This is a genomic window from Mesorhizobium waimense (assembly GCF_003601975.1).
Classification (GTDB): domain Bacteria; phylum Pseudomonadota; class Alphaproteobacteria; order Rhizobiales; family Rhizobiaceae; genus Mesorhizobium; species Mesorhizobium waimense.
The window spans coordinates 1-22,009 of record NZ_QZWZ01000002.1; the positions used below are offsets into that span (position 1 = coordinate 1).

Consider the following 22,009-nt stretch of genomic DNA (forward strand, 5'->3'; position numbering starts at 1 on the left):
GGCAGGGCGGGCGCACGGACCACCGCCGAGGCCGAGGCAATCGCCGATGCGATAGACGCGACCGGCGGGCGACTGCTGATTGCCGGTGTCGCAACCTACGAGGGGGCCGCGGCGCAACCAGATCCTGGCCGCACCGACGAGGCGGTGTCCGCGCTGCTGGCGACGACGGCCGACATGTTCCTCAGGCTGCGCGCCCGCGTCGGCGGCGGTGTGCCACTGATCGCCACGGCCGGCGGCTCGGTCTTCTTCGACAAGGTGGTCGCAGCACTTTCGCCTGTGATTTCCAGGGACAGCAACGCGACGCTGGTGCTGCGCAGTGGCGCCATCTTCTTCCATGATCACGGCATCTACGACCGCTCCCTCGGTACGCTCGATGCCCGCAAGGGCTTTGCGATTGGCGGCGGCGATGCGTCGGCGCGAAACGCCTTCCGTCCGGCCTTGCGCGTCTGGGCCGAAGTGCTGTCACGGCCGGAACCCGGCCTCGCCATATGCGGCATGGGCATGCGCGACGTCTCATTCGACCAGGGCTTTCCGACGCCGCTGACGGTTTTCCGCGCCGGCAAGCCGGTTTCGGCGCAGCCGAGGGCCGAAGTTTTCAAGCTCAACGACCAGCACGCCTTCCTGTCGCTTCAGCCGGGCGCCGACATCGCGGTCGGCGACGTTATCGAATTCGGCATCTCGCACCCCTGCACCTGCCTCGACCGTTATCGCGTGATCTTTGGTGTCGACGATACCGGGCAAGTCCGCCACGCCTTTCCAACCTATTTCGGCTGATCAGGCCCCCAAAAGAGAACCACGAAAGGATCCGATATGATCAAGTATTTCCAGTCCGGCTCGCGCATGTCGCAGGCGGTCGTCTATGGCGGCCTGGTACACATAGCGGGCCAGGTGGCCGATGACCGCAGGGCCGGCATCGAGAGCCAGACCAGCGACGTGCTGGCAAAGGTCGAGGCGCTGCTGGCCGAGGCCGGCAGCAGCAAGTCCAAGCTTGTCGCGGTCAACATCTTCCTGCCGCAGATCGGCGATTTCGAAGCCATGAACAGCATCTATGACGCCTGGGTCGATCCCCAGCGCCTGCCAGCGCGGGCCTGCGTCGAGGCGCGCCTTGCCGATCCGGATTTGCGCATCGAGGTCACCGCGGTCGCGGCGGTCTGAGCCCATGCACACCGGCATCGTCCACACGCTCGACTTCGACCGCGACGGCAAGACACTTAGTCATCTCAGCATCCCGTTCTCGATCGACCGTTCGCCCTATTTCCAGATCAAGGTGCCGATCTGCCTGATCCGCAACGGCGAAGGTCCGTCACTGCTTCTGATGGCCGGCAATCACGGCGACGAATATGAGGGCGAGTTGTCGCTGGCAAAGCTGGTGCGTCGGCTCGATCCAAAGCAGATCAGGGGCCGCGTGACCATCCTGCCGATGGCGAATACGCCGGCGGTGATGGCCGCCAAACGCTGCTCGCCGCTCGACGGCGGCAATCTCAACCGTGCCTTTCCCGGCGACCCGTCGGGCATGCCGACCAGCCGGCTCGCCAACTTCCTCGAGACTGAGCTGTTTCCGCGCCACGATGTCGTCTTCGACATTCATTCGGGCGGCACGTCGATGGAGCATCTGCCGACCGCGCTGGTCGAGCACAACAGCGATCCCGAACGCAACCGGCGCGGCGTGGAACTGATGCGCACGCTCGGCATGCCCTACGGCTTCATCGCCGACAACGGCCCCGCGTCACCGACCTCGATGGGCGCGGCGCGCCGGGCCGGCGCCATCGGCGTCAGTGGCGAGTTCGGCGGCGGCGGCACCGCCACGTTCGATAGTATGGCGATCACCGCCCACGCGCTGGATAGCCTGATGGCTGCGCTCGGCGTGGTCGAGGCGTCGGTTCTGGCGCCGGCATCGAAACCGTCGACGCCGACGCAGCTGTTGTCGCTGTCCCGTCACAGCCAGGGCATCTATGCCACGCGCCGGGGCTGGTTCGAGCCGGCAGTCAGGCTTGGCGACAGCGTGACTTCAGGACAATTGGCCGGCTGGTATCACGACCTCGAACGGCTCGATCTGGCCGAGGAGGCGCTGCACTTCGCCGAAGGCGGCATCGTGCTGTCGCGCCGGCTGCATACGATGTGCGAGGCGGGGGACTGTCTCATGCAGGTCGCCGAGCCGGTCGAGGGCTGACCATGAAGCCGCGCCAGGATCAGGATTGAGGATATTTCATGCAGCTTTCGATGTGGACCTATCCCTGGGACATCCAGGATCTTGGCCTGGAGACGGTCGAACGTGACCTCGTGGAGCGTGCCGGGCTCAACATGATCAGCCTTGCGACCTCCTATCATGCCGGCCGCTTCCTGCAGCCGCGCAGCCCGCGCCGGAAAGCCTATTTTCCGGAGGACGGCACCATCTATTTCAAGCCGAGGGCCGCGCGCTGGGCGAGCCTCGCCATCCAGCCCAAGGTGGCCGACGTGATCGCGCAGGGCGACGTGCTCGGCAACCTTGTGCGCCGGCGCGATGCGGGTGGGCTCGGGGTCTCGTGCTGGACCGTCTGTCTGCATAACACGCGCCTTGGCATGCTGCATCCGCAGGCTGTCACTCGCAACGCCTTCGGCGATGCCAATTACTACAATCTCTGTCCCTCGCATCCGGATGCGCGTGCCTATGTCCGCGCGCTGGTCGCCGACATCTCGCACAGCTACAGGCCGGACCGGATCGAGCTCGAAAGTCCGTCCTTTATGGGCTTCGCGCATGAATACCATCACGAGAAGGATGGTGTCGGGCTGACGCCGGAAGACGACTTTCTGCTGTCGCTGTGTTTTTGTCCCGCCTGTCTTGGCCGCGCGGCTCAGGCCGGCATCGACGGCGAAGCGGCGCGCAAGCTGGTCAGGCAATGGATCGCCGAGACCTGCGAGCGCGCGGTGCCTGAACGGCGCTTCGCCGATTTTCCCGCCGGCGGTCTCGATGTCTTTCTCCCGTGGCCGGAGCTGCACGCCTATCTCATCTGGAGGTTCGAACCCGTGACCAGCCTGGTGGCGGAACTGCGCGAAGCCGCCCACCCCGGGACGCGTGTCGTCATCATCGATCTCAAAGACGGCTGGCTCGGCGGCTGCGATCTGGAAGCACTCGGCAAGGTCTGCGACGGAGCGATACTGTGCGCCTATGACATGCAGGCCGGCGATGTCGCAAACCTGATGGCGGCGGGTCGTGCGGCGCTCGGGCCGGGGAAGTTCCTCGGCACGGGCTATCGGCTCTTCTATCCGGAGATGGCCGGGCCAGACGTTCTCGCCGCCAAGGTGAGGCCAGCGAGGGCGCCGGGCATCGACGGCATCAATTTCTACAATTACGGCCTCGTCCCCGCGGCACGGCTCGACTGGATAGGGGCGGCGTTGTCCGCTTGAGCACGCCGACGCGGCCAGCGTTCGGTGCGGGCGATCGGGGACGCCGTGCGATGGCGCCTGATGGGTGCACCGGTGCGGTTTCTCGCCGCGGCGCGGACGCTGGCAGGAACGATCTGCGGGTTGATGCATTTTGCCCTTGGCCAATCACCCGAGGGAATCCATGCGAATTGCTCATGTCGCGCCGCTTTACGAGTCGGTTCCGCCCAGGCTTTATGGCGGTACTGAGCGCATCGTTTCCTACCTGACCGAGGCGCTGGTCGATCTCGGCCATGAGGTGACGCTGTTTGCCAGCGGCGACAGCCAGACCTCGGCGAAGCTGGTGCCGGGGCGTGAATGCGCGCTTCGGCTTGATCCGCGCCCGAAGAAATCCGAAGTGGCGGCGCATCTTGCGATGCTGGCGGAGGTGCGGGAGCAGGCTGACCAGTTCGATGTCATTCATTTCCACCTAAGCCACTTCCTGCATTTTCCCTTCTTCCAAGATATGGCGGAGCGAACGGTGACGACACCGCATGGCAGGCTGGATTATGTCGATCTGGCGCCGGCCTATCAGCGCTTCCCGCGCTTCCCGATGATCTCCATCTCGCACAGCCAAAGGGCAGGGCTGGCCGGCGCCAACTGGCTGGCGACGATCCAGCATGGGCTGCCGGTCGATATTTACGAGCCGATTTTCGAGACAGAGGCCGAGGAACCTTACCTTGCCTTCCTCGGCCGGCTTTCGCGCGACAAGCGGCCGGACCGCGCCATCGAGATCGCCAGGCGTTCGGGGCTGAAGCTGAAGCTTGCGGCCAAGATCGGCGATGACGACCGCGCCTATTTCCACGAGGTGGTCGAGCCGCTGATCGACGGCGACCGCGTCGACTATGTCGGCGAGATCGCCGAAGGTGAGAAGGCTGAATTCCTCGGCAAGGCTGCCGGCCTGCTCTTCCCCATCGACTGGCCGGAGCCCTTCGGTCTTGCGCCGATCGAGGCGATGGCTTGCGGCACACCGACGATCGCCTGGAACTGCGGCGCCTTGCCGGAGATCATCGACCAAAGCGTGACCGGCTTTGTCGTCAATTCCATGGACGAGGCGGTGGCGGCGGTGCCGGCTCTGCTTCAACTCGACAGGCGAAAAGTGAGGGCCGCCTTCGAAAAGCGGTTTTCCGCCCAGAGAATGGCCCGCGACTACGTGGCCGCCTATGTGCGTCTGCTCGCAGGCTCGGCCGAAGCGAAGGCCTCGTGAGCGATGGCGCTGGATCTGGGCGCGGGGAGCAACAGGAAAGATGTGACGGATGACAGAACTCGACGAGCGCAAGCTCGATCCCGCCGTAGCCCTTGCCTCCCTGGACGAGACCGCGCCACGCGAGCCGCATCGGCTGTTCGCGCTTAAGCAGGGTGACTGTTTTGCCGTCGCCGATGCCTATGGCGATATCAGAGGCGCCGGCGACGGGTTCTTCCGCGACGACACGCGCGTGCTGTCGGAGTTCAGGCTAACCGTCGGCGGCAGGCAGACATCGCTGCTCGGCGCCTCGCTCAGCCAGGACAATGTTCTGTTCACCAGCAACCTGACCAACTTGCCTATGCAGAGCGTCGGCGGTCGCGACATTGCACAGGGCGCGATCCATATCGAGCGCGTCCGGCTGCTGTGGCAGGACCGGCTGTTCGAACGCATCACGCTTTCCAATTACAGCCAGGAAACCTCGGCCATTCGTGTCTCCTTGCACTTTGCCGCCGACTTCCGCGATATGTTCGAAGTGCGCGGCTCGACGAGGGCGAAGCGCGGGATGGCGCATGCGGCCGAGATGGATGCGACATCGGTGCTGCTTCGCTATGACGGGCTGGACGGGCTGGCGCGGCTGTCGGCGATCTCGTTCTCGCAGGCGCCGGATCAGCTGAGCGCGGAGCGTGCGGATTTCCTGATCGCAGTGACGAAGCGCAGCAGCAAGGTGCTTTACATCGAGGTCGGTCCGGAGGCGGCCGAGACGCCCGACCGCGACCGTTTCCGCGCCGCCGCGGCGCGCGCGCGCTTCGGCATGCGGGCCAAGCGCCGGCACGGCGCCACGGTGCACAGTTCGGGCCGCGTCTTCAACGATTGGGTCGAGCGCGCCCGCGCCGATGTGGCGCTTTTAACCACCGAGCTTGCGACGGGACCCTACCCCTATGCGGGCATACCCTGGTTTTCGACGGCATTCGGCCGCGACGGCGTGATCTCGGCGCTGCAGATGCTGTGGCTCAACCCCGGCCTGGCGCGCGGCGTGCTCGCCTTCCTCGCCCAGCATCAGGCAACCGAGACCTCGCCTTTCAGCGACTCGCAGCCGGGCAAGATAATGCACGAGACCCGCAAAGGCGAAATGGCGGCGCTGCGTGAGCTTCCCTTCGGCCGCTACTATGGCGGCGTCGACACGACGCCGCTCTACATCCATCTCGCCTGCGCTTATGCGGACCGTACGGGCGACATGGACTTCATCGACAGGCTGTGGCCGTCGCTCACGGCTGCCGCCGAATGGACGGAGGAGGCAAGCCGGGCGACCGGCTTCGTCACCTATCAGCGTGCCGCCGAATCCGGCCTCGCCAACCAGGGCTGGAAGGACAGTTTTGACTCGGTCTTCCACGCCGACGGCCGCATCCCCAAAGGCCCGATCGCGCTCGTCGAAGTGCAGGGCTATGTCTTTGCCGCCTTCCGCGGCCTGGCGGCCCTGGCGCGCCGGAGGGGCGGATACGCGCAGGCCGAGCATTGGGAGAGCCGCGCCGAAGAGATGCGGATCGCCGTGGAGCGTGACTTCTGGCTGGACGATCTCGGCTTTTACGCCCTTGCTATCGACGGTGCTGGCGAGCCCTGCAAGGTGCGGACCTCGAATGCCGGACATCTCCTCTTCGTCGGGCTTCCCGAACCGGCGCGGGCGCAGATGGTCGCCGATCAGCTTTTGTCAGCGTCCTTCCATTCGGGCTGGGGGCTGAGGACGCTCGCCGACGATGCCGTGTTGTTCAACCCGATGTCCTACCACAACGGATCGATCTGGCCGCATGATACCGCCATCTGCGGCGTCGGCCTGGCGCGCTATGGTGAGCGCGAAAGTGTTGTCAGGCTGATGAGCGGCACGTTCGAATCCGCCGTGCACTTCAACATGCGGCTGCCGGAACTGTTCTGCGGTTTCACCCGATCGCCGGGCGAAGCGCCGATCGCCTATCCCGTCGCCTGCCTGCCGCAGGCATGGTCGGCCGGCTCTGCCTTCATGCTGATGCAGGCCTGTCTCGGCCTGGAGATCGACGGCTGGGATGGCCAAATCCGGGTGACACGGCCAAGGCTGCCAATCGGTATCGACACGCTCACGCTCCGGCATCTGAATGTCGGCGATAGGGCGGTCGACCTGACCTTCCAGCGCGTCGGCGACCGGGTCGTCGCCTTTCTCGCCGATCGGCACGAAGGCCTGGTGCCGCTGATCGTCCGCACCTAGCGGATTACGCGCGGGATCGGAAATGTCGGAACCGATCGTCCATTTGTGCGTTGCACAACCATGCCGCCGTGCGGCGGCCTGTCGCCGGCGAGCGGTGGTGGAGTCGAAACAAGAAGAATGAGGCCTGCATCAGGCCCGGTGGCAAGTTGGCGTTTCAATGACAGATTATGGCAGCGACTTTCTATGGATCGTGATCCTGGCAAGTCTCGGACTTTCCGCTCTCGCGGTGTTTTTCTCGATATCCCGGCGACAGCGCACCCACGCCCCCGCCACCTACACCGCGGGTGAGGACGTGGCTTCCGAAGCGGCACGCAAAGTGCTCAGGGAATTCGAAAAGAACGGCCAGTCAGTCGATGCGGCGCTGGTCACATGGTCACCCGAAACCTTGCGCAAGATCCTCACCGAAGACCTGCCGGAGGCGCAGGTCATCGTGGTGTCCAATCGCGAGCCTTATATCCACAATATCAAGGACGACGGCGTCGAGCTTGTGGTCCCGGCGAGCGGGCTGGTTTCGGCGCTGGAGCCGATCACGCGTGCCTGCGCCGGCACCTGGATCGCCTATGGCGGCGGAACTGCGGATCGCCTGATGGTCGACGAGCACGACCGGGTGCAGGTGCCGCCCGGCAATCCCACCTACGCGCTGCGCAGGGTCTGGCTGACCGAGGAGGAATATCAGGGCTATTATCTGGGCTTTGCCAATGAGGGCCTGTGGCCGCTCTGCCATATCGCCTTCACCCGGCCGATTTTTCGCGAGTCGGATTGGGAGGCCTATGAGGCGGCCAACCGCAAATTCGCCGAAACGGTGGTTGCCGAAGCGCGCAACGAACGGCCGATCGTGCTGGTCCAGGACTACCACTTCGCGCTGCTGCCACGCATGATCCGCGAACGGCTACCAGAGGCGATCGTCATCACTTTCTGGCACATCCCGTGGCCGAATTCGGAAGTGTTCAGCATCTGCCCGTGGCGGGAGCGCATCCTCGACGGGCTGCTCGGCAGCTCGATCATCGGCTTCCACACTCAGTTCCATGCCAACAATTTCACCGAAAGCGTCGACCGCTTCCTGGAGAGCCGGATCGAGCGCGCGGACGCGGCGATCTCTTATGGCGGCCAGACAACGCTGGTGCACGCCTACCCCATCTCCATAGAATGGCCGGCGGAACTTCTCGCAAAACTGCCTGATGTCGATGCATCCCGCGCCACCCTGCGCGAGCGGTTCGGACTGAAAGCGGACGTCAAGCTGTGCGTCGGCGTCGAACGCCTCGACTACACCAAGGGCATTCTCGACCGTTTCCAGGCGCTGGAAGAATTGTTCATTCGGCATCCCGAATGGGTTGGGAAGCTGGTTCTCCTGCAGATCGCGGCACCCAGCCGCGGCACGCTGCCTGCCTACAAGCAGCTTCACGACGAATGCCATCGCTATGCCGAAGAGCTCAACCAGCGCTATGGCAGCAATGGCTACAAGCCGGTGGTCATGGTGGCTGAGCATCACTCGCAGGAACAGGTCTACGAGATCTACCGGGCCGCCGACATATGCATGGTCACCAGTCTGCATGACGGCATGAACCTGGTGGCCAAGGAGTTCGTCGCCGCGCGCGACGACGAACAGGGCGTGCTGATGCTCAGCACGTTTGCCGGCGCTTCGCGCGAACTGCTGGAGGCACTGATCGTCAATCCCTACGATCCGGCAATGATGAGCGAGGCGCTGTTGCAGGCGCTGACCATGACGCCCGAGGAGCAGCGGCAGCGCATGCGCCCGATGCGCGAGATGGTCCGCGACAACAATGTCTATCGCTGGGCCGGCAGCATGCTTCTGGACGCGGCCCGCTTGCGCAAGCGCGGCGAGCTTGACCGGGTCACGGCGGTCGCCGAGCGTTCGGCGAACGCAAACATCGACAATGTGGTCTCCATGTTCGAGCGCAAACGCGCGACGGCGGGACCACGATGATGAGGATCGAAAGGCCGATGACACCGAATTTGCCGGAGGGGAAATGGGCGCTCTTCCTCGACATAGACGGCACCTTGCTCGAACACGCCGCGCATCCGGACAGCGTGTCGGTCAGCAATGAGTTGCGCCAGCTCATGCAAACGATGGAACGGCGACTGGATGGCGCCGTCGCCTTTGTCACCGGACGCTCGGTTTCCGCGGTGGATAGGCTGTTTGATCCTCTCAAGATGCGTGTCGCCGGCCTCTATGGCCTTGAGCACCGGCTGACCTCGGACGGTCCGGTCGAGGCTGCGGACGAGCCGGCCGACATCGCCGCATTGGCCGACGAGGTCGAAGCCGAACTCGGCAAGGGCGTCTATGTCGAACGCAAGGGTCCGGTGCTGGCGCTCCATACGCGCGCCGCACCGCATCTGCTTGCGCGCGCAACCGTGCTGGTCGAGAAGGCGCTGGACCGGCTGCCCAGGGGATACCGGGTTATCCCCGGCAATGCCGGCGTGGAACTGATGCCGCTCGAAGCCGCCAAGGGAGCCGCTATCCGGCGCTTCATGGAAATCCCGCCCTTTGTCGGCCGGCGCCCGGTGTTCCTGGGAGACGATACGTCGGACGAGAACGGCTTCGAGACCGTCAATGGCGAGGATGGGATCTCGATCCGGATCAAGCCGCGAGGGCCGACGGCCGCGCGCCATGTGATTGCCGACGTCACCGATGCCATCGCCTGGCTTCAGGCCAATTTCGGCGATCCCGCCAGGCAAGCCGGCCGCGATGCCGCCGAGTAGGCCTCAGGCGGGAAACAGGAAGGCGGCGCCCGGATCGAAAAACACCTGCCGGCGGCTGGGCGTGGCATCTTGCGAGGCCATTGCGGCCGAGGTCGGCCTGATGTCGATCTCCTGTCCGGTGGTGGTGCGCGCAACGATGCGCCGGCGTTCGCCATAAAAAGCGACGTCGACGACATCGACGGTGAGTTCCGCGCTCGCCGGATTCCGCTCCAGGCGAAACGCCTCGGGACGGATCATCAATCTGGTCTTTTGTCCCCGTTCGAAACTGCCGTTCGCGCTTATGCCCGAGACGAGCGAACCGTCGGCAAGGCGTATGGTCGCCGCACCGCCGACGGTTTCGAGATGCTCAGCGGCCAAAAAGTTCGAGTTGCCGATGAAGCCGGCAACGAAATCGGTGGCTGGCCGCAGGTACAGATCCTCGCCGGTGCCGGTCTGCTCGATGCGGCCGTCCTTGAACAGTGCGATCCGGTCGGACAGATGCAGCGCCTCTTCCTGATCATGGGTGACATAGAGAATGGTGACGCCGGTCTCGCGATGGATTCGGCGGATCTCGGCCTGGATCTCCTCGCGCAGCTTCTTGTCGAGCGCCGAAAGCGGTTCGTCCATCAGCAGGATCGGCGGGTCGTAGGCAAGCGCGCGGGCGAGCGCGACGCGCTGCTGTTGGCCGCCTGACAGCGCGCCTGGGAGGCGCTCAGCAAAGCTTTCAAGCCTGACAAGTCCAAGCATGTCGGCGACTTTCTTCTTCACCTCGGCATCCGGCCGGCGGCGGACGCGCAGGGGAAACGCCACGTTCTCGGCCACGCTCAGATGCGGAAACAGCGTGTAGCGCTGGAACACCATGCCGATGTTGCGCTTGTGCGAGGGCACAGCGAGTAGCGACTTGCCCTGAAGCAGGACATCGCCGGAGCTCGGGTCCTGGAAGCCGACTATGGCATAGAGCGTCGTTGATTTTCCCGAGCCGGAGGGTCCGAGAAAGGTCAGGAATTCCCCCTTGGGAATATCCAGCGTCACGTCATGAACTGCCGTGAAGGCACCGAATGCCTTGCGCAATTTGCGGATCGAGAGGAAGGGCTGGGTCATGTCTTGAACTTTCGGCGCAGCAGGGCCGCCACGATCATAAGGGCAAGGGTCAAGCCGACCAGCAGGCTGGAGGCGGCGGCGATCACCGGGCTGAGATCGGCGCGCAGACTGCCCCAGATCTTGACCGGCAAGGTCTGCAAGGTCGGGCTTGCCATGAAGATCGCGACGACGACTTCATCCCACGAAGCGAGGAAGGAAAAGATCGCGGCGGAGAAAATGCCGATGCGGATCGACGGCAAGGTGATCCGGAGCTTGGCCTGGAGCGGGCTCGCGCCGCAGACGATGGCCGCGTCCTCGATCGACTTGTCGAAACCTTCGAGCGCGGTGGCGATCGGGATGATGGCGAAGGGGAGCGCCAGTACGGTGTGGGCGACGACGAAGCCGATGGTGGTGCCGCCCAGCCCAAGCCGAAGGAAGAATGCGTAGATGGCGATCGCAAACACCACGACCGGCAGCACCATGGGGGTCAGCAACAGGCCGCGCAGAATCTCTCGCCCGCGGAACTCCCCCCTGACCAAGGCAAAGGAGGCGAGCAGGCCGATCAGCACGGCAAGGATCGCCGTCAGCGCTGCGATGCGGGCGCTGGTGAGTGCTGCTTCTAGCCAGGACGGATCGGCGAACAGCTCCTGGTACCAATTCAGCGTCCAGCCGGGTGGCGGGAAGGCCAGCCAGCGCGACGAGCCGAACGAGAGCAGCACTATGAACACCACCGGCAGGAGCAGGAAGGCGGCGACAAGAGCGGTGAAGCCGAGCAGGGCAGTCTTCAGCCATCCCATGTGGTCGTAGTCGAGCAGCATCTCAGATGCCTCCCGTGGCGCGTCTGGCGCCAACGAGGCGCAGCTGCAGCGCATAGAGCGCCATGGTCACGATAAGCAGGATGAAGGCTGCGGCGCTGCCCAGCCCCCAGTTGAGCAGCGACTGGATCAATTGCGCGATCATCTCGGCAAGCATCATGTTCGAGGTGCCGCCGAGCAGCGCCGGCGTGACGAAATAGCCGAGCGACATGACGAACACCATCAGGCCGCCGGCGGCGACACCGGGCAGTGACAGTGGCAGGAGGATGCGGCGGAAGGCCTGGAAGGGGCTCGCGCCGCAAAGGGCCGCGGCACGCAGCGTCATCGGATCGATTGCCCGCAAGGTGCCGACCAGTGGCAGGATCATGAACGGCAGCATGATGTAGACCATGCCGATGGTGACGCCGGTCAAATTGTTGATGAGCGGCAGTGGCTGGTCGATGATGCCGGTGGCCATCAGTGCCCGGTTGATGACGCCGGTGCGCTGCAGCAGCACCATCCAGGCATAGGTGCGGGTCAATAGATTGGTCCACATCGACAAGATGATGATGCCGAACATGACCGAGGCGAGCGCCGGCGGCATAATGGCCAGCATCCATGCGACCGGAAAGGCGACGAGGACGGTGACGATGGTGACAACCGCTGCGACCAGGAAGGTGTTGAAGAAGACACGCATGTAGGTGCCATCGCCGAGCAGGGCCGTATAGTTCTGCAGGCCGGGCGCGGGGTCGGTGACGCTGCGCAAGAGCAGGGCCAGGACCGGGACGACGAAGAAAAGCCCGATGAGCGTCAGCGCCGGCAGCAGGCCGCCAAGGCCTGCCGGCATCCGCTTTGTCGCAATGCTCTGCTCAGTTTCCACCGACATGGTGTCACCTGGGTTGCGGAGCAGGGCGACCGGGGCCGTCCCGCTCCTTGTCACGAGGATGCTGGCGCTACTTTGCCTGCCAGGCGTACCAGCGCTCGGCGATGGCGTCGCGGTTGGCGGCCCAGTAGTTCATGTCGAGATTGATCTGACCGTCGACATGCGCATCAGGTAGCGACTTCACCGCATCGGCGGGCATTTCGGCCTTTGCCTTGGTGTTGATCGGCGCATAGCCGCTGGCTTCAGCGAATTTCGCCTGGCCAGCCGGGCTGCTTGCCGCGGCAAGGAACTTCATCGCCGCGTCTTTGTTCTTGGCGCCCTTCGGCACGACCAGCACATCGGCGGCCGTCAGGTTCTGGTTCCAGGACACGCCGACATCGGCGCCGTCCTTCTCCAGTGCAAAGACGCGGCCGTTCCACAGCTGACCGAACGCCGCCTCGCCGGAGGCGATCAGCTGCTGCGATTCCGCGCCGCCGCCCCACCAGACGATATCGGACTTGATGGTGTCGAGCTTCTTGAAGGCGCGGTCGAGGTCGAGCGGGTAGAGCTTGTCGGCCGGCACGCCGTCGGCGAGCAGCGCAATCTCGATGACGCCGGGCGCCGACCATTTGTAGAAGGTGCGCTTGCCCGGATATTTCTTCAGGTCGAACATGTCGGCCCAGCCCGCCGGTTCGCTGGAGACGGCGCCCTTGTTCCAGGCCAGCACGAAGGAATAGTAGAAGCTGCCGACGGCATGGTCGGTGGTGAAGCGCGGGTCGAGGTCAGCCTTCGGCACCGTCTTGAAGTCGATCGGTTCAAGTAGGCCGTCCTTGGCCGCCTTGATGGCGAAATCCATCTCGACGTCGACCACGTCCCAGTTGACGCTGCCGGCGTCGACCATGGCCTTCAGCTTGCCGTAGTCGGTCGGGCCGTCCTGCAGGACCTTGATGCCGGATGCCGCCGAAAACGGCTCCGCCCAGGATTTGGTCTGTGCTTCCTGGGTCGTTCCGCCCCAGCTGGTGAAGACCATGTCTTCGGCCTTGGCGGCTGTGGTTGCCAGAAGTCCGGCAAGGATGCCGGCGAAGATCAGTTTCATGTCGTTCTCCTCTGTTTGTTGTCGTTGTTCATTGCACTGCCGGATCGTTTTTGCCCGGCGGTGTTTCCTGGTCCGCGGCGGCTACCGCATGACGAAAGGATCGGGGATCGGCTCGTCCGAGGTGCGGATCCAGACCGATTTCGAGCGCGTGTAGTCGCGGATGGCGTCCATGCCGCCCTCGCGGCCGAGCCCGGACTGGCCATAGCCGCCGAAGGGGACCAGCGGCGAGACAGCCCGGTAAGTGTTGACCCAGACGACGCCGGCATGGATGCCGCGCGCCATGCGATGCGCCCTGGCGAGATTGGTGGTGAAGACACCGGAGGCGAGGCCGAAAGGCGTGTCGTTGGCGAGCGCAAGCGCTTCGGCTTCGGTGTCGAAGGCAAGCACGCTCAGCACCGGTCCGAACAACTCTTCGCGCACGCAAGCCAAACTCTGGTCAGGCGCTTCGATGATCGTTGGCGCATAGTAGAAACCGTCTGCCTTGCCCTTGGGCCGCGCGCCGCCGGTGACCAGATGGCCGCCGGCTGCGAGGCTTTCAGTGACGATCTTCTCGATCCGCTCGCGCTGGCGCGAGGTGGCGAGCGGACCCATTTCGGTGGCGGGATCCTGCGGGTCGCCGATGGCGATGGCTTCGGCCTTGCGCTTCAACCGGTCGAGGAACTCGTCCTTCACCGAACGCTCGACCAGCAGTCGCGAGCCGGCGACGCAGCTTTGGCCGGTGGCGGCAAAGATGCCGGCGACGACGGCGTTGGCGGCACTGTCCAGGTCGGCGTCGTCAAAGACGACGACCGGGCTTTTGCCGCCGAGTTCGAGCGTCGAATAGGCGAGGTTCTCGGCCGTGTTGATGACGATCTGCCGTGCGGTCGAGGGACCGCCGGTGAAGGCGACGCGGGCGACCAGCGGATGGCTGGTCAGGCGGCGCCCGCAATCATGGCCGAAGCCGGTCAGAATGTTCACCGTCCCGGCGGGGAATCCGGCTTCATGGACGAGTTCGGCGAAGGCGAGCAGCGGCGCGGGGCCATCCTCGGAGGCCTTGAGAACGACGGTGCAGCCTGCGGCGAGAGCCGGGCCCAGCTTGACCGCCGACAGGAAGAGCTGCGAATTCCAGGGCACGACGGCGGCAACGACGCCGATCGGCTCCGGTCGGATCGTCACTTCCATGTCGGCCTTGTCGATCGGAACGAACGAGCCTTCGTGCTTGTCGGCCAGCCCGCCATAATAGCGGTAGTAGTCGCCGACGTAAGCGATCTGGGCACGGGTCTCGCGGATGATCTTGCCGGTGTCGTGGGTCTCAAGTTCCGCAAGCCGGCCGGCATTGGCGGCGACGAGATCGCCGAGCTTCACCAGAAGCTTGCCGCGCGCCGTCGCCGTCATCGATGCCCAGGGGCCGGAGCGCAGCGCCCGGTGTGCGGCCTCGACGGCGCGGTCGACATCGGCGGCCGTCGCGGCCGGCATCCTGGCCCACGGCATGCCCGTCGACGGATCGATGCTGTCGAAGGTCACTGTCGCCTCGACGAACTGGCCGTCTATGTAGTTTTTGAATGCGACGGTGCTCATCGCGGCCCCGCCTCCTCGAAAGCCGGCATCACCTTGTCGATGAAGAGCTGTAGCGACTTCTTCTTGCGCTGGTGGGAGAGGCCGCTGTCGATCCAGATCGAATACTGGTCGTAGCCCTGAGCTTCATAGGTCTTCAGCCTGGCGATCACTTCGCTGGCTTCGCCGATGACGAGGTTCTGCCGGATCTTGTCCGGCGCATATTGCGGCATGGCCGCGATCTCGGTCTCCGTCAGCGGTTCCAGGATGCCCTGGCGCACCGGCTTCTTGTTCTGGAACCAGGCGCCGAACTGGCAGTAGAATTGCGACAGGTCCTGCGTCAGGCGATCGGCATCGGCTGCATCCTCGGCCACGAAGGTGTGCATCAAGAGCATGATCTCGGGTCGCTTGATCTCCGGATGGGCGGCGCAGGCCGTGTTGAAGCGCTCCATGAGGCTCGCCACTTCGCCGTCGCCGGAGGCAAGTGGTGTCACCTGCACATTGCATTTGTTGGCGACGGCAAAATCGTGCGAATTGGGGTCGCGTGCCGCCACCCAGATCGGCGGGTAGGGCGTCTGCTGCGGTTTGGGCGACGACGTGGTGGCAGGGAACGACCAGAACTCGCCGGAAAGTTCGAAATCGCCGTCCCACAGGCCGCGCAGCGCCGGGATCATCTCGCGCATGCGTTGGCCCGCGCCCCACGCGTCCAGCCCGGGCGAAAGCCTCTCGTATTCATAGCTGTAGGCGCCGCGCGCGATGCCGATGTCGAGCCGGCCGCCGGTGATGACGTCGGCCATCGCCGCTTCGCCGGCAAGCTTGATCGGGTGCCAGAAGGGCGCAACGATGGTTCCGGTGCCGAGCCGGATGGTGCAGGTCTTCGCGCCGAGATAGGCGATGTTGATGAACGGGTTGGGCGAGATGGTGAATTCCATGCCGTGATGCTCGCCGATCCAGGCTGTCTCGAAGCCGGCCCCTTCCGCCAGCAGCACCAGTTCCTCCAACTCGGCGACGAGCTCGGAATGCGGCTTCGTCAGATCCGAGCGTTCCATGTGGACGAAAAGCGAGAACTTCATCGGCTTCACCTGCGACCGGATTGAAGAGCGGCGGATGGGGCGGGCCTGGCCAGCGGTCGGACTTCGCCTTCCACCTCGTTGCCGACATAGACGCCAAATGCATCTTCCGTGCGTTCGCGCACATAGCGGGTAAGCATTGAGCGAACCGCCGGGTCAGCGATGCTGAGACCGGCGATCCGGTCGATGTCGACAAGCCTGACCTGGCGATCGCCGGAGGCGGGAGCGTCGACCATCCCCCGGTAGTAGACATGTGAGCGCGACGGGTCGGCCGCGTCGTCCCAGACGGCAAACAGGAAGCCAAGCTGCGCGCCGATACCTTTCGCAGCAAGGCGCCCCTTGAGGCTGCGGGCATCCTGCGGCGTGCCTAGCCCGCGGCCGGCCGGCAATTCGTGGAAACCATCCGATGTTTCGAAGAACAGCACGCGGCCTTCGTTCTCGAGGATGGCGCCGACTTCGGTTCCTTGAGGCGCTGCAGCCAACGCCTCCTGGCTGAGTCCCGGCGTCACATAGGTGCCACGGCAGTAGCCGAGCGGCTGCGCGCCATTGTGGGTGAAATCGCGCACACGGCCGATGAGGATCGAATGGTCGCCGGCGTCGACCAGTTGCTCCATGTCGCAATCGAACACGGCGACCGAACCGTCGATCAGGGGACTGCCGGTCTGTCCAGATTGCCACGCCACGGCGGCGAATTTGTCCGAGGCCTTGGAGGCGAAGATGCCGGATTCGGTTTTTTGGGCCTCGGACAGAATGTTGATCGCAAACCATCTGGAGGTCGAAAAAGCCTGGTGCCCCAGCGCCTTCTTGGCAATGCAGACGAGCACCAGCGGCGGCTCGAGCGAAACCGAGGTGAAGGAGTTGGCGGTGAAGCCGCGCGGTTCGCCTTCCGTGCCGATCGTCGTCACGATGGTGACCCCGGTCAGGAAGGAGCCGAGCGCGCGCCGAAATTCGGTGGCGTCGAAAGCGGGATCGGTGCCCACGGAAACTTCCGTCGTCCCGTCGAGAAACGCCCTGATATGGTGAGTCACCTTTTCCGGCGAAGCGATTGTCATCATGTGCTTTTCGCCGCTCAGAACCAAGCATTGGCCGTTCGGCGCCAGCCGCGCCATCGCCGCCGACATGGCAGGTGTGGAGTTCCTGTCTTCCGATCCGGTCATGAATAGCGCCGGCGCGGCAAGGCCGACCAGACGATCGACATGCTCGGTATCGGCACGGGCAAACAGGCGATAGGTTCGGGCGTAGCCTTGCGCGTCGACACTTTCGAGCGCGGAACGCGCTGTGCCTGCGGCACCTGTAAGACCGGCCGGGACCGGTTCGCCGAACCAACGGGCAATCGTTGCGGCAATGGCCTGAGGATCGCCATGACCGCCGAGTGCAGCCGCGCGTTCGCGCACCGCTTCGGCCATGGCCGGCGGGCGGCGGAAGACTGCGTTGAGGCAGACGATAGAGCTCACTCGGGACGGCGCGCGAAGCGCGATCTCCTGGGCGACGAGCGCGCCCATCGAATGGCCGACGACAGCCACGGAAGCGAGACCGAGTTGGTCGAGCAGGGCAATGGCCTGGTCGGCGAAGTCCGACAGCTTGGCATTTTCCGGCGGCAGGGGTGAACTGCCGTGGCCGAGCATGTCGATGGCGACCACATCGTGGCGGTCCTTCATCATCTCGATCTGAGGCTGCCAGACCGCGGCATTCATGCCGACGCCGTGAATGAACAGCACCGGCGCGCCAGAGCCGGCACGGATGAAGCCGGTTCCGTCGGGCGCCGTGCGTCGGATCAAGGCGGCGTCAGCCATGCAAATCACCGACCTCCTTCAGATCCTGGTAGCGGTCGCCGATGCGGTGATGCGGGCGACCGCCGATGGAGGCGCCGAGTGCTACCACCAGTTCGTCGGGGGCGGGCGCGTCGCCGATCTGGAAATGCACCGTCAGGTAGTGGGAGCGGCGGCCCTCGTCGTTCTTGTCCATCAACGGGATCATGATCGGGGTGTTCGGCCCGCCGCGCAGATTGGTGAAGGCGAGATAGGTCTTGGCGCCGACGGCGCGGCGATAGTGGTTGCCGAAATGCAGCGTGTGGATCAGCGCCGAAGCATGCTCGATCTCGCCCGAAGTGCCGCAGATGGCGGCTTTGCCGTAGCCTTCGATGGTTTCGCCGGAGCCGGCGACAGCAATAATTTCCCGCGTCAGCAATTCGCCCAGGACGGGAGCGATGGCGCGGATCTCCGGTGACAGATCCTCGGTGAACCCGCGGCCGGCCCAGGGGTTGGTCAGCACCGCGGCGATGCCGATCAGACGCAAGGGCCGGGGTGCCGCCTTGCCGCCCTCGATCAAGGTGTTCTCGATGTAGGTGACGGTCTTTCGAATGGCCGGTTTCATCAGATGTCCTCGGTCGCGATGGCGCTATGCAGCGCCGTCATCCCTATATCGTCTTATGGTATACCATGCTATGGAGAGCCAAGAACCTTGTCAACCGGTCATGGAATCTGTTTTTGTGGCTACGCGAGGAGGCGGAGAAAAAATGTCAGACGATAGGCTGCGGATCGACCGCTCCGCCAAGACGCTGAGGACGCTGGCACTGGAGCGCATGCGCGAGGCGATCATGGACTTCCATTTCCAGCCGGGCGAGCGGCTGGTCGAGCGGCCGCTTTGCGACCAGCTTGGCGTCAGCCGGTCGGTTGTGCGCGAGGTTTTGCGGCAGCTCGAAGCGGAAGGCCTGGTGCAGATGATCCCCGGCCATGGGCCCGCCGTGGCGAAGCCCGATCTCGGCCGTACCGACGAGATCTATGAATTGCGGGCGCTGCTGGAGGGTATTGCCGCGCGGGCTTGTGCAATGTCGGCCACGGACCAGCAGATCGCCTTGCTGGATAGCGCGCTGGGCAACCTGTTCGAGGCATGGGCGTCAGGCCAGCCGGTCGAGGTGATGCGGGCGACGGCCAGGTTCTACGAGGTGCTGTTCGAGGCGGCCGACAAGCGCATCGCCTGGGAAATCGTCAACGGGCTGAATGTCCGCATCAACCAACTGCGCTCCATGACCATTGCCTCGGAGAACCGCCGCGAGCCGGCGATCGCCGAAATGACCGAGATCATGGATGCCATCCGCTCACGCAATCCCGAAGAGGCCGAGGCGGCGGCACGGCGGCATGTCGAATCCGCCTGGCGGATCGCGCGCAACGCGCTTCGGCTGGGTTCCCTGTGATATCGTGCCTGCAAAAACGGCCCCTCAAGCGAGGCCGTCTTCACATGCGCTGACGATAGCGACTACTTGCTGCCGCCATTTGCCTTGACGCTGCTGCAGAACTCCGGATGGCTGTTGGTGGCGTTGGCGTTCTTCGCCACTTCGTCGCAAGCCGTCATCATCGCGGTCTGGTCGTCAGGCGACAGCGCCTTCCAAGCCTTCACGAAGTCGTCGCTGCTGACCATCGTCTTCATGCTGGAGTCGGTATAGAAAGGCTGCATCTTGGCCGGATCGTCAAGCGCAGAAGTACCGGTCTCCCCTGCGGCGAGAGCCGAGCCCGCGACCATCGAAAGCGTCATGGCCCCCAAACAGATCATCTTGATGTTCATGGTATAATTCTCCTGTTGCTTTAGGATCGTCGAAGCAACGATCAGAGGTCAAACGACAGGTCCAGACGAGGTTCCGTTTTTTGCGCGAAAAGGCCAAACCCGGTAAAATATTACCGAAATAGGTTTGAAACCTGTTCGAATTTTTCTCGCCTGGGTCGGCGATGCTGGCTTCGGGCCTGACGTTGTACCAGAACCTCATTGCCCTGCGTCTGGATTTAGTTCTTGTCGACCGGCTTGGAGCGCATCCTGGAAACGGTCTCGCGCTCGGCCCGCTTGGAGCGCAGCGGCGGCAGGCCGCGGTCGATCAGATCCATGTCCTCCAGCACCATGTCGCCCATGCGCTTGAAGGCGATGTCGAGCGCGCCGGCGCGGTGGGCGGAACGTAGGAAGCCGGGCAGCGCGCGCACCGGATGGTCTTGAGCAAGCGGCTCTTCCGGGAAGACGTCACTGGCCGCGACGATGCGGCCGCTGCGGACTGCGTCTATCAGCGCCTGAAAGTCGACGACGCCGGCGCGGCTGAGCAGGATGAAGGCCGCCCCTTTGCGCATTTTCGCGAAGGCGTCGGCGCCGAGAAAGCCCTGGTTCTCGCTGGTCACCGAGGCGACGACGAAGACGAAGTCGCTCTGCGACAGCACCTCGTCGAGCGAGGCCGGCTCGACGCCATTGTCGATGAGGATCGACGGCGGCAGCCAGGGGTCGAAGACTTTTGTCCTGGTGCGGAAGCCGGACAGCAGGCGGTTCAGCGCGCGGCCGAGATCGCCGAAGCCAATGATCCCGACATCGGCGCCTGACAGCAGTCGTGCTTCCCGGTTGCCGTCGCCTCCCCATAACTCCTTGCCCTGCCGGAAGGCGAGGTCGGCGTCAACGATGTCGCGCGCAAGGTTGAGCGCCATGGCAAGGCCGAGCTCGGCCACCGGCTCGGCGAAGACCAGCCCGGTGGTGACGACATGGATGCCGCGCGCAAACAGCGTTTCGTAAGGCATGTTGTTGAGGAGATTGGTCTCGACATTGAAGACGCAGCGCAGCGCCTTCAGGCTTTCCAGAGTTTCCAGCGAGATCGGTGGCTGGCCGACGATGTAGCGCGCCGCGGCCAGCTCATCCGACGGCAACCCGGCGACGCCTTCGGGCGTTGTTTCGACGATGCGATATTTCTTGCGAAAAAGCGCCAGCTGCGGCGGCGTGAAGATCAGGTCGAGCGTGCGGGGCTCGGGCGCGCTGATGACCAGCGGCAAAGCATTTTCGGGCATGATGCTCCTCCCGGCGCGATCATATCACGCCATTCACATCTGTGTTTTACTCAGGATTAAACGATTTACAACTGTGAAAAATCGATTTATCGGTTACGCTAGCGAGGCGGCAGGCAGTTGCCGGCCTTTTGGAGGAGGATAATGGCGCATCGGGAGCATCGGCGTTCGTCGATCCACGACGTGGCTAGCCGCGCCGGCGTGTCCGCCGCCACTGTCTCCAAGGTTCTGGCGGGCGTCACCACGGTGAAGCCCGAAAATGCGCAGCGTGTCTTCGATGCCGTCGAGCATTTGGGCTACCGCGTCGATCCGCTGGCTTCCGACATGCGGCGGGCGAAGCGCCGCATCATCGGCGCCATCATGCCCGAATTCGAGAGCGAATTCTTCGGCCAGATGGTCAGCGAACTCGAGGGCCTCGCCGAGCAGCGTGGCTACACGCTCGTCGCTGCCTCCAGCCGTGAATCGGAAGCACGCGAGAAGGAGGTCCTTGCGCGCATGCATGACTGGCGGGTCGCCGGCGTGGTGCTGGCGCCGGTGCGCAACGAGCATGGCCCGGCGGCCGGCTTCATGAAGGCCAATGGCATGACCGGTGTGCTGATCGACCGGGTGCTTGCCGACGATGCCTTCGACACGGTCTCGGCCGATAGTGCTGCCGCCAGCGCCGAGGTGGCGCGCGAACTGATCGGCAAGGGCCACCGCCATATCCTGGTCATCGGCCTTGGTCAGCGGGCGGCGACTGTGCGCGCCCGTCTCGACGGGTTTCGCGCCAAGGCGCTGGAACTGGTGCCGGACGTGCGGATCGACGTCGTGCTTTCGGAGAGCGAAGTCGAGCCGTTGCGTGCGCTGCTGCGCGACTATTTCGACAAGGGCGCCAAAGAGGGCGAACGCCCGACGGCAGTCTATTCGCTCTTTCTCAAGGGCACGCTGGTCGCGCTTTCCGAATTCCGCCGACGCGGCTGGCATTGCCCGGATGACATCTCGCTGGTCGGCTTCGACGATGCCGAATGGATGCAGGTGACATGGCCGGCCATTGCCGCCGTGGTGCAGCCGGTCCGGCAGATCGCCGCCCAGGCTATGGATGTGTTGTTTGCCAGGATCGATGGCGGGGACGGCCCGCCCAAGGCAAGGCTCGAGCCTTGCAAGGTTTTGATGCGGGAATCCGTTGGCTCGCCAGGCAGCGGCCCGCATTCAGGGGGAGGAAACCGACAATAGCCCCCATTGTCGACAACTATGCGCCGCACCTGGCTTTGA

Annotated in this window: 20 protein-coding genes; 10 read left to right on the forward strand and 10 right to left on the reverse strand. The window is 64.4% G+C overall.

Features of this window, described 5'->3' with window-relative positions:
* From D3227_RS02615 to otsB, 8 genes are all read left to right on the forward strand, one after another.
* The coding region (locus tag D3227_RS02615) for a type III PLP-dependent enzyme domain-containing protein (protein ID WP_483466628.1) at window positions 1-774 on the forward strand (774 nt) is incomplete at its 5' end.
* Window positions 775-810: 36 nt separating this feature from the next.
* A complete protein-coding gene (locus D3227_RS02620) occupies window positions 811-1,155 on the forward strand; it encodes a RidA family protein (RefSeq protein WP_120012255.1) in 345 nt (114 codons plus the stop codon).
* Between the two features lie 4 nt (window positions 1,156-1,159).
* Entirely contained in the window at window positions 1,160-2,170 is a 1,011-nt protein-coding gene (locus D3227_RS02625) for a succinylglutamate desuccinylase/aspartoacylase family protein (RefSeq protein WP_120012257.1), read from the forward strand.
* A 38-nt stretch (window positions 2,171-2,208) separates the two neighbouring features.
* The gene (locus D3227_RS02630) at window positions 2,209-3,384 is read left to right on the forward strand and encodes a hypothetical protein (protein WP_120012259.1); all 1,176 of its coding nucleotides are present in this window, start codon (window positions 2,209-2,211) and stop codon (window positions 3,382-3,384) included.
* A gap of 160 nt (window positions 3,385-3,544) precedes the next feature.
* A complete protein-coding gene (locus D3227_RS02635; RefSeq protein ID WP_120012261.1) occupies window positions 3,545-4,606 on the forward strand; it encodes a glycosyltransferase family 4 protein in 1,062 nt (353 codons plus the stop codon).
* 49 nt (window positions 4,607-4,655) lie between these two features.
* Window positions 4,656-6,818, forward strand: a complete 2,163-nt coding sequence (locus D3227_RS02640; RefSeq protein ID WP_120012263.1) for an amylo-alpha-1,6-glucosidase — start codon at window positions 4,656-4,658, stop codon at window positions 6,816-6,818.
* A gap of 157 nt (window positions 6,819-6,975) precedes the next feature.
* Complete coding sequence (locus tag D3227_RS02645) at window positions 6,976-8,763, forward strand: alpha,alpha-trehalose-phosphate synthase (UDP-forming) (RefSeq protein ID WP_120012265.1); 1,788 nt, start codon at window positions 6,976-6,978, stop codon at window positions 8,761-8,763.
* Window positions 8,764-8,780: 17 nt separating this feature from the next.
* Window positions 8,781-9,539, forward strand: a complete 759-nt coding sequence (otsB, locus tag D3227_RS02650) for a trehalose-phosphatase (RefSeq protein ID WP_245451628.1) — start codon at window positions 8,781-8,783, stop codon at window positions 9,537-9,539.
* A 3-nt stretch (window positions 9,540-9,542) separates the two neighbouring features.
* On the opposite strand, the gene D3227_RS02655 is transcribed toward otsB, so the two are convergent.
* The 8 genes from D3227_RS02655 to D3227_RS02690 all read right to left on the reverse strand — a co-directional run bounded on the left by D3227_RS02655 (window position 9,543) and on the right by D3227_RS02690 (window position 18,326).
* On the reverse strand, window positions 9,543-10,619 hold the full coding sequence (locus tag D3227_RS02655) for an ABC transporter ATP-binding protein (protein ID WP_120012269.1): 1,077 nt from the start codon (window positions 10,617-10,619) through the stop codon (window positions 9,543-9,545).
* Entirely contained in the window at window positions 10,616-11,416 is an 801-nt protein-coding gene (locus D3227_RS02660) for an ABC transporter permease (RefSeq protein WP_120012271.1), read from the reverse strand. Before D3227_RS02660 ends, D3227_RS02655 begins: the two co-directional genes overlap by 4 nt.
* A 1-nt stretch (window position 11,417) precedes the next feature.
* Window positions 11,418-12,278, reverse strand: coding sequence for an ABC transporter permease (locus D3227_RS02665; protein ID WP_120012273.1), 861 nt, complete (start codon window positions 12,276-12,278; stop codon window positions 11,418-11,420).
* Window positions 12,279-12,345: 67 nt separating this feature from the next.
* Complete coding sequence (locus D3227_RS02670) at window positions 12,346-13,350, reverse strand: ABC transporter substrate-binding protein (RefSeq protein WP_120012275.1); 1,005 nt, start codon at window positions 13,348-13,350, stop codon at window positions 12,346-12,348.
* Between the two features lie 81 nt (window positions 13,351-13,431).
* Entirely contained in the window at window positions 13,432-14,907 is a 1,476-nt protein-coding gene (locus tag D3227_RS02675; protein WP_120012277.1) for an aldehyde dehydrogenase, read from the reverse strand.
* Window positions 14,904-15,956, reverse strand: coding sequence for an LLM class flavin-dependent oxidoreductase (locus D3227_RS02680; RefSeq protein WP_120013020.1), 1,053 nt, complete (start codon window positions 15,954-15,956; stop codon window positions 14,904-14,906). The genes D3227_RS02675 and D3227_RS02680 overlap by 4 nt, the downstream gene beginning before the upstream one ends.
* 5 nt (window positions 15,957-15,961) lie before the next feature.
* Window positions 15,962-17,746, reverse strand: a complete 1,785-nt coding sequence (locus D3227_RS43680; RefSeq protein WP_120012279.1) for an alpha/beta fold hydrolase — start codon at window positions 17,744-17,746, stop codon at window positions 15,962-15,964.
* Window positions 17,739-18,326, reverse strand: coding sequence for an amino acid synthesis family protein (locus tag D3227_RS02690; protein ID WP_120012281.1), 588 nt, complete (start codon window positions 18,324-18,326; stop codon window positions 17,739-17,741). Before D3227_RS02690 ends, D3227_RS43680 begins: the two co-directional genes overlap by 8 nt.
* A 142-nt stretch (window positions 18,327-18,468) precedes the next feature.
* Here D3227_RS02690 and D3227_RS02695 point away from each other — a divergent pair, with 142 nt between their 5' ends.
* On the forward strand, window positions 18,469-19,146 hold the full coding sequence (locus D3227_RS02695; RefSeq protein WP_120012283.1) for a GntR family transcriptional regulator: 678 nt from the start codon (window positions 18,469-18,471) through the stop codon (window positions 19,144-19,146).
* A 62-nt stretch (window positions 19,147-19,208) separates the two neighbouring features.
* Here D3227_RS02695 and D3227_RS02700 read toward each other — a convergent pair whose 3' ends face one another.
* Complete coding sequence (locus D3227_RS02700) at window positions 19,209-19,514, reverse strand: hypothetical protein (RefSeq protein ID WP_120012285.1); 306 nt, start codon at window positions 19,512-19,514, stop codon at window positions 19,209-19,211.
* Between the two features lie 215 nt (window positions 19,515-19,729).
* Window positions 19,730-20,761, reverse strand: coding sequence for a hydroxyacid dehydrogenase (locus D3227_RS02705; RefSeq protein ID WP_120012287.1), 1,032 nt, complete (start codon window positions 20,759-20,761; stop codon window positions 19,730-19,732).
* Window positions 20,762-20,902: 141 nt separating this feature from the next.
* Here D3227_RS02705 and D3227_RS02710 point away from each other — a divergent pair, with 141 nt between their 5' ends.
* Window positions 20,903-21,970: a LacI family DNA-binding transcriptional regulator gene (locus D3227_RS02710; protein ID WP_120012289.1), complete on the forward strand. Its 1,068-nt coding sequence runs from the start codon at window positions 20,903-20,905 to the stop codon at window positions 21,968-21,970.
* Window positions 21,971-22,009: the final 39 nt, after the last annotated feature.